Genomic DNA, 6,524 nt, shown 5'->3' with positions numbered 1-6,524 from the left:
CCCCCCCCCCCCCCCCCCCCCCGAAACTTTATACAACAAGAGAGCTACAATTTGTACTGTAGCTCTTTTGTTTAAATTTTGAAATCTATCTTTCCACCAATTCCTTCACAGTTTCTCCATAGAAATCGGTATGTGAAGTTTTAACTTTTAATAATTGATACCATTTTCTGAAGGCACCAACAAAGACAACAAGCATTAAAACCATTGCTACAACTGCTAAAGTAGCCAGTAAATATTGTTGTTTTGGAATGTAAATATCCATCACCTGAATGTAGCCCGCCCAAAATGTAATAATCGCCATGAAAACTCCCGGAATCGCCGAGCAAAGTGCATATTTTCCTCGATTTAGTCTGATGAGCATTGTGGTACAGACAATCAAACCGCACGCTGCGAGTAATTGATTACTGATTCCGAAGAGTGGCCAAATGCTGCTTACATTTCCTGTGAAAACCAAATATCCCCATGCAAATGTGAACAATAAACTACTGATGATAATTCCGGGAGTCCAGTTTTTATCATTGAATTTAGGAATAACAGATCCCAACATTTCCTGCAAGAAAAATCTTCCAACTCTCGTTCCTGCATCAATAGCAGTTAAAATAAACACAGCTTCAAACATAATCGCAAAGTTGTACCAATACGCCATGAGCTGATCCATGTAAGGGATTTTATTGAAAATATGAGCCATTCCGACAGCTAAAGAAACAGCACCTCCGGTTCTTCCGTGTAAATCAATTCCGATTCTTTCAGAAAAATAATCAATTTCAACACCATGTAAACTCGGATGAGTTGCTAAAAAAGCATCATAAGTTTCTTTTGGTGTGTTGATAGCAAAATAATCTCCGGGCATTAGAGTACAAGCTGCTATTAAAGCCATTAATGCTACAAAACCTTCTACAAGCATTGCTCCATAACCTACAAATAAAATTTCCTTTTCTCTGTTCAGCATTTTTGGAGTCGTTCCTGTTGCAATTACCGCATGGAAACCAGAAATCGCTCCACATGCAATTACTATAAAGATAAAAGGTAAAACAGGGCCACCAATTACGGGACCTCCTCCGTTAATAAATTCAGTTAAAGCAGGCATTTGAATGGTTGGATGAATCACAATTACTCCAATCGCTAACATGATAATGGTTCCGATTTTTAAATACGTTGAAAGATAATCTCTAGGAACTAAAAGCAGCCAAACCGGCAACACAGAAGCCAAAAATCCGTATAATGGAATGGCAATAGAAATGGTTGTAATGTCCCATGTAAACATATTGTTCATCGTTTCATTCTGCATTAAATTATGCCCACCAATAATTCCGGCAATTAAAAGAACACCGCCCAAAATACTTGCAAAAGTCACCGAGTTCTTTCTGTAACGCATAATCAATCCCATGATAATCGCAATCGGCATCGTAATAACCACAGTAAATAATGACCATGATGCTTCGTGCATTGCATTAATACAGGCTAAAGAAAGTCCGGCAAGTGTTAAAATTAAAATGAATAAAATAGCAAAACCTGCAACCGTTCCGGTCGTTTTTCCGATTTCTTTGGATGCAATGGTTGCTAAACTTTGTCCTTTATGTCTTACGGATGCGAAAAGTACCACCATATCGTGAACTCCACCGCCTAAAACACAACCAATCAAGATCCAGATAGCTCCGGGAAGATATCCGAATTGAGCGGCGAGAACTGGTCCGACCAATGGTCCTGCTGCTGCAATTGCTGCAAAATGGTGTCCGAAAAGAACATTTTTATTGGTAGCTACATAATCTTTTCCATCGGCAAATTCCACGGCGGGAGTTGTATTTTTGTCATTTAAGCGGAGTACTTTATTGGCTAAATAAATTCCGTAAAAACGATAAGCAATCGCAAAGATAAGGAGGGATGTGAATACCAGAGTTAGTGCATTAATTCCATTTAGAAATTCCATATTGTTTTTCTTTTATGTGAGTAAATAATTAATGTTTATGTTTTTTTATTATGAATAATTTAAGCATTTGACCAAGGTAATTATTTTCTGTATAAAATTTACCAATATGTATATCAACTTAGCGAAATAATAAGTGATATATTTTTATTTTAAATGTAATTGTTTGATTTTTAAAATATTGTTTAATGCTTCTTTTTGATAAAACTATATTTTATATTTATTTTCTAATGATTTGCAAAATTTACTTTTTCTGAGACACAATGAAGTCAATCATCGCTTTGTTAAGCTCCTGTTGATAAGCTTTTTCGGTTGTATAAAAACCATGTTCTCCTTTTTTTACAATGATTAGCTCATGAGTTGTTTTTTGCTTTTTCAACATTTTGTTGAGTCTTTTAGAATGCCTTATTGGTGCAATTTTATCTTTATTACCATGCAAAATTAAAGTTGGAACCGTATTTTGAGTATAATTTAGAGGAGAAATAGTTTTACAGAATTCTACAATTTTCTTTTTATCTTCTTTGATGTTTAAACCCGTAATTCCCATAATAAGCTTGCCTCTCAAATCAATAATTTTTTTTGAAATTAAGCCTACAGTTAACAAAAGTGGCTTTGGAGCACGGGTGTGAAGAAGCCTGTTCATATCAGTTGGGCCAAAATTATCAACCACATAATTTACTTTTGCCGAATATTTTGAAAGTTCCGAATCTCCCACAAAATCTTCATCCTGAGTATAAGCGTTTAAAAGCGAAAGATGTGCACCAGCAGAAACGCCCCACATTCCGATATTATTTTCATCAAAATTGTATTTCTCTGCATTTTTGCGAACCCATCTTACCGCATCTTTTGTGTCCTGAATCGGTGCCGGAAAATGAATGTTTTCAGTTACAAGGCGATAATTAATGCTGATTACAACATGGTTTTTTTCTAAAAGTTGTAAAATAGTGCTTTCAACATAATTATCTGCTGTAATGATTTTGTCACCTTCAACCCAAGCTCCGCCGTGAATGTACATCACAACGGGAAGTTTCTTATTTTCTGTATTTTTCGGGCGGTAAATATCTAGCTGAATATCTTTGCCCGTCTCGTCGGTTTTGTAAACAATATTTTCTGAAACATTGGCACGTTCAAAAAGGAGAGTACTTTTTGGTTTCTGTGAAAATCCAAAAGTGGAGATTGTTAATAGAAATAAAAAAAATAGGCTTTTTAAAAACCTATCATTTTTTGTGTTTGAGTGAGATGTTCTCATAAGATATTGCTTTTGGTTTGCTATTTTACCAACTCTTCAAAAAGTTTACCAAAAGTCTGGTTTAAATCTTTCGATTTTCCGGGGTGAGGTCTTGAAGTTTGTACCACTGCACTTCTCACCGCCGTTAACCAACGGAACCTATCAGGAATTTCGAGTAAAGCAATCGGACCACCTTCCTTTTTTCCTTCAGCAATATTTTTAAAACTCTCCAGATTTTTAATGATGTCATTATAATCTAGTTTACTGTGCATTAGTTTAAATTTATCAGGACAAAGGTGAAATTCTACTTTGATAAATTTTTCTTTTTTTGAAAACATAACCAAGCCAATGTTGAAAAACTCTTCTCTTTCAACTTTTGGCACCAAACGTATTACGGCGTATTCGTATATCTTATCCTCTTGCATTTTTGGCTTCGTTTATAAAGATTTGAGAATTTTCTAATCGAGTTTTCAGAAAGTTGAAATAAATTTCACGGATTTCATCCGGACTTTCTTCTGCATCATTCCAATGCAGCCAATCTTGTGGAATTGTATTGACAATTTCTCGGAATAAAGTTTCATTTAAAACTGAATGTGCAAATTGGTCTGCCTCATCTAATTTCGTTGCCTGTGGAAGCAAAACGTGATCTTTTACATATTTAAAAGGAGTTTTCGCCGCCGCATCAAAATTCTGCCATGAGTGATGGAAATAAAAAGACGCACCGTTATCGATAATCCACAATTCTTTGTGCCACATCAAAAGATTGGTATTCTTAAAAGTACGGTCTATATTGGTGATAAAAGCATCCAGCCAAACAATTTTTGAAGCTAAAAGCGAATCAACCTTTACACTCGAATCAAAAGCAATAGAACCCGAAAGGTAATGAAGTCCTAAATTTAATCCTTCAGAATTTTTCAATAAATCCTGAATTTCTTCATCAGCTTCTGTTCTTCCAAAATCTACATCAAGATTGGCAAAAACCAGCTCTGGAATTGGTAAACCTAAAGCTTCGGTAATTTTTCCACCTAAGTATTCTGAAATCAACATTTTTACACCATGACCGGCGCCACGAAATTTCAACACATATTTAAAATCATCATCAGCTTCTGCCAAAGCAGGAAGTGAGCCTCCTTCACGAAGTGGAAGGATATAACGTTGTACAGTAACTGTTCTTAAATCTGACATAATGCAAAAATAACGTTTTCCTTTGTGCTTATTTCTATTTGTGCTATTTTTAGGTTTAAAATTTGTTTAAATTAAAATATTTCTCTTGAAGATTCGACTAATTGCGGAAAATTAAATATCTGTTGGATTCAATTAATTCAAAAATAAAATACATGAAAATCATCAAAAATAAAAATATACTCATCTCAAATCCTGAAACTAAAGATTTCCTTGCGGATGCATTTTACCCTGAAGCCAATGAAAAACTGCCGTTGGTTATTTTTGTTCATGGTTATAAAGGCTATAAAGATTGGGGTGCCTGGAATTTAATGGCAGAAAAGTTTGCAGAAGCAGGATTTTTCTTTGTTAAATTTAATTTTTCGCATAACGGAACTACCGTTGAAGATCCTGAGAATTTTGCTGATCTGGAAGCTTTTGGAAATAATAATTATTCAAAAGAATTGTCAGATTTAAATGTTGTTATTGATCATTTCGTTAAAGATCCAAAAGTTGATGACCAGAAAATTGTCTTAATCGGTCACAGTCGAGGAGGTGGAATTTCTATTCTTAAAACCTGTGAAGATGAAAGGATTAACGGGTTGATTACTTTGGCAAGCGTAGATACTTTAGAAAGATTTCCTACAAAAGAAAATTTTGAAAAATGGAAAGAGAATGGAGTGTATTATGTGGAAAACGGAAGAACAAAACAGCAAATGCCCCACTATTTTCAGTTTTTTGAAGATTTTAAAAATGATGAGCATCGCTTTGATGTAGAACGCTCAATGGAAATGGCAAAAGCTCAGGTTTTAATTATTCACGGAACCAGTGATGAAAGTGTAAACATAAAAAATGCAGAACACCTTCATATTTTAAATCCGACTTCAGAACTGTATCTTATTGAAAATGCAAATCATACATTTGGAGCAAAAGAACCTTGGGAAGATGATGTATTGCCGGAAGATTTAAATGAAGTTGTTGAGAAGTCTATTGAATTTATCAGGCAAAATATTTGATTTTTATTGTTAAAATTATTTTTGGTATTAATAATTTTCCTACTTTAGTGAAACATTAATACCATTAAATAAAAATTTTTATGAAAAAATCAAATTTAAAGAATGCTCAAAAATTAAGCAGAGAAGCTCAAAAGCAAATTTCGGGAGGCGACAAAGTGTTACAATGTAACTTAAGCGGTTGTTTTGATAATTATTTTAGCGACGGACGAGGAGGATGCGTTGTTCCTCCATGTGCACCACCTAACTTAGGAACTGAGGTTGTAGATTCTCAAGGGCGTTATAAATGCTGTTATTAAGTTTCTTGTCTTAAAAATAAAAAAGGAGTGAAAATTTTCACTCCTTTTAATTTCAAGTTGAAATTTATTTAACTAAAACCTTCCAGGCTTCTTCAATTTTACTATCTAATAATAATTTTTGAGCTTCCAAATGAATGTTTTCGTCGTTATGACAAGTTTCGGAAGGTAAAACTTCTACATTTGCTAACATTCCTAAATCGTTTCCTGTAAAGATTTTACTCAATTTTATAGCATCGGGAAGAAGGTCGAAACCGATTCCTTTTGTTACCAAAGGTTTTGGAACTTCAAAAAGGTTATTCTCATTATTTCTAGAATACCAATTTCCGCCAAGACGTGCAACCATATCCAGTTTTTTCTGATCCAGATTTCCTTCTTCATTCAGATATTCTTCTCTGATGTGGATTTTTTGTACCTCACAAATAACCAGATTTCCGGCACCGCCTTGATCTCCTAAAGATTTTACTTCTAAAACTTTACATTCAAAATTAACGGGACACTCTTCAATTAATTTAGGTTTCACCAAATCAGCATCTTTCATTGTTAATCCAGACTTGATGAATTCGTTTACTCCGTCACCATATTCCGTCGAAGCCAAAGAAATCTGCTGTACAATTGGAAAATTAACGGTTCCGATCACTACTTCAGAAGTTTCCAAAACATTTTCTAAAGTATGTTTTGTGGTATTGTCACGAACTCTTCTCGATGGTGAAAAAATCAAAATCGGTGGAACTGTACTGAACATATTGAAGAAACTGAACGGCGACAAATTGATTTCACCATTTTTATCAACCGTAGAAGCTAATGCAATCGGACGTGGCGAAACGGCAGTCTGCATTATTGTTTGTAGTTGTACGGGAGTTATTTCGGATGGGATTACTGTTTTCATTTTTGTTATTTAA

Annotated in this window: 7 protein-coding genes; 2 read left to right on the top strand and 5 right to left on the bottom strand. The window is 34.5% G+C overall.

Features of this window, described 5'->3' with window-relative positions; translation table 11 throughout:
* Window positions 1-85 precede the first annotated feature (85 nt).
* The 4 genes from OEW74_RS08625 to OEW74_RS08610 all read right to left on the bottom strand — a co-directional run bounded on the left by OEW74_RS08625 (window position 86) and on the right by OEW74_RS08610 (window position 4,337).
* Complete coding sequence (locus OEW74_RS08625) at window positions 86-1,927, bottom strand: carbon starvation protein A (RefSeq protein ID WP_180982840.1); 1,842 nt, start codon at window positions 1,925-1,927, stop codon at window positions 86-88.
* Window positions 1,928-2,168: 241 nt separating this feature from the next.
* A complete protein-coding gene (locus OEW74_RS08620) occupies window positions 2,169-3,173 on the bottom strand; it encodes an alpha/beta hydrolase (protein WP_265428082.1) in 1,005 nt (334 codons plus the stop codon).
* Between the two features lie 20 nt (window positions 3,174-3,193).
* On the bottom strand, window positions 3,194-3,577 hold the full coding sequence (locus OEW74_RS08615; RefSeq protein ID WP_265428081.1) for a DUF3037 domain-containing protein: 384 nt from the start codon (window positions 3,575-3,577) through the stop codon (window positions 3,194-3,196).
* Window positions 3,564-4,337: a HipA family kinase gene (locus OEW74_RS08610; protein ID WP_265428080.1), complete on the bottom strand. Its 774-nt coding sequence runs from the start codon at window positions 4,335-4,337 to the stop codon at window positions 3,564-3,566. Before OEW74_RS08610 ends, OEW74_RS08615 begins: the two co-directional genes overlap by 14 nt.
* Before the next feature lie 152 nt (window positions 4,338-4,489).
* Here OEW74_RS08610 and OEW74_RS08605 point away from each other — a divergent pair, with 152 nt between their 5' ends.
* The gene (locus OEW74_RS08605; protein WP_265428079.1) at window positions 4,490-5,329 is read left to right on the top strand and encodes an alpha/beta hydrolase family protein; all 840 of its coding nucleotides are present in this window, start codon (window positions 4,490-4,492) and stop codon (window positions 5,327-5,329) included.
* A gap of 80 nt (window positions 5,330-5,409) precedes the next feature.
* Window positions 5,410-5,625 carry a hypothetical protein gene (locus OEW74_RS08600; RefSeq protein WP_265428078.1) on the top strand — a complete coding sequence of 72 codons (216 nt, stop codon included), beginning with the start codon at window positions 5,410-5,412 and terminating at the stop codon, window positions 5,623-5,625.
* A 64-nt stretch (window positions 5,626-5,689) separates the two neighbouring features.
* On the opposite strand, the gene OEW74_RS08595 is transcribed toward OEW74_RS08600, so the two are convergent.
* Window positions 5,690-6,511, bottom strand: a complete 822-nt coding sequence (locus tag OEW74_RS08595) for a flavin reductase family protein (protein ID WP_265428077.1) — start codon at window positions 6,509-6,511, stop codon at window positions 5,690-5,692.
* Window positions 6,512-6,524: the final 13 nt, after the last annotated feature.

It is taken from the genome of Chryseobacterium sp. YIM B08800, assembly GCF_026163565.1.
GTDB lineage: Bacteria > Bacteroidota > Bacteroidia > Flavobacteriales > Weeksellaceae > Chryseobacterium.
This window is presented reverse-complemented; position numbering and strand designations above follow the sequence as displayed.

Bases quoted from the DNA above. Each gene is read 5' to 3' on its own strand.
- OEW74_RS08620 (WP_265428082.1), bottom strand. From the start codon at position 3,173: ATGAGAACATCTCACTCAAACACAAAAAATGATAGGTTTTTAAAAAGC.
- OEW74_RS08610 (WP_265428080.1), bottom strand. From the start codon at position 4,337: ATGTCAGATTTAAGAACAGTTACTGTACAACGTTATATCCTTCCACTT.
- OEW74_RS08595 (WP_265428077.1), bottom strand. From the start codon at position 6,511: ATGAAAACAGTAATCCCATCCGAAATAACTCCCGTACAACTACAAACA.
- OEW74_RS08605 (WP_265428079.1), top strand. From the start codon at position 4,490: ATGAAAATCATCAAAAATAAAAATATACTCATCTCAAATCCTGAAACT.
- OEW74_RS08600 (WP_265428078.1), top strand. From the start codon at position 5,410: ATGAAAAAATCAAATTTAAAGAATGCTCAAAAATTAAGCAGAGAAGCT.
- OEW74_RS08615 (WP_265428081.1), bottom strand. From the start codon at position 3,577: ATGCAAGAGGATAAGATATACGAATACGCCGTAATACGTTTGGTGCCA.
- OEW74_RS08625 (WP_180982840.1), bottom strand. From the start codon at position 1,927: ATGGAATTTCTAAATGGAATTAATGCACTAACTCTGGTATTCACATCC.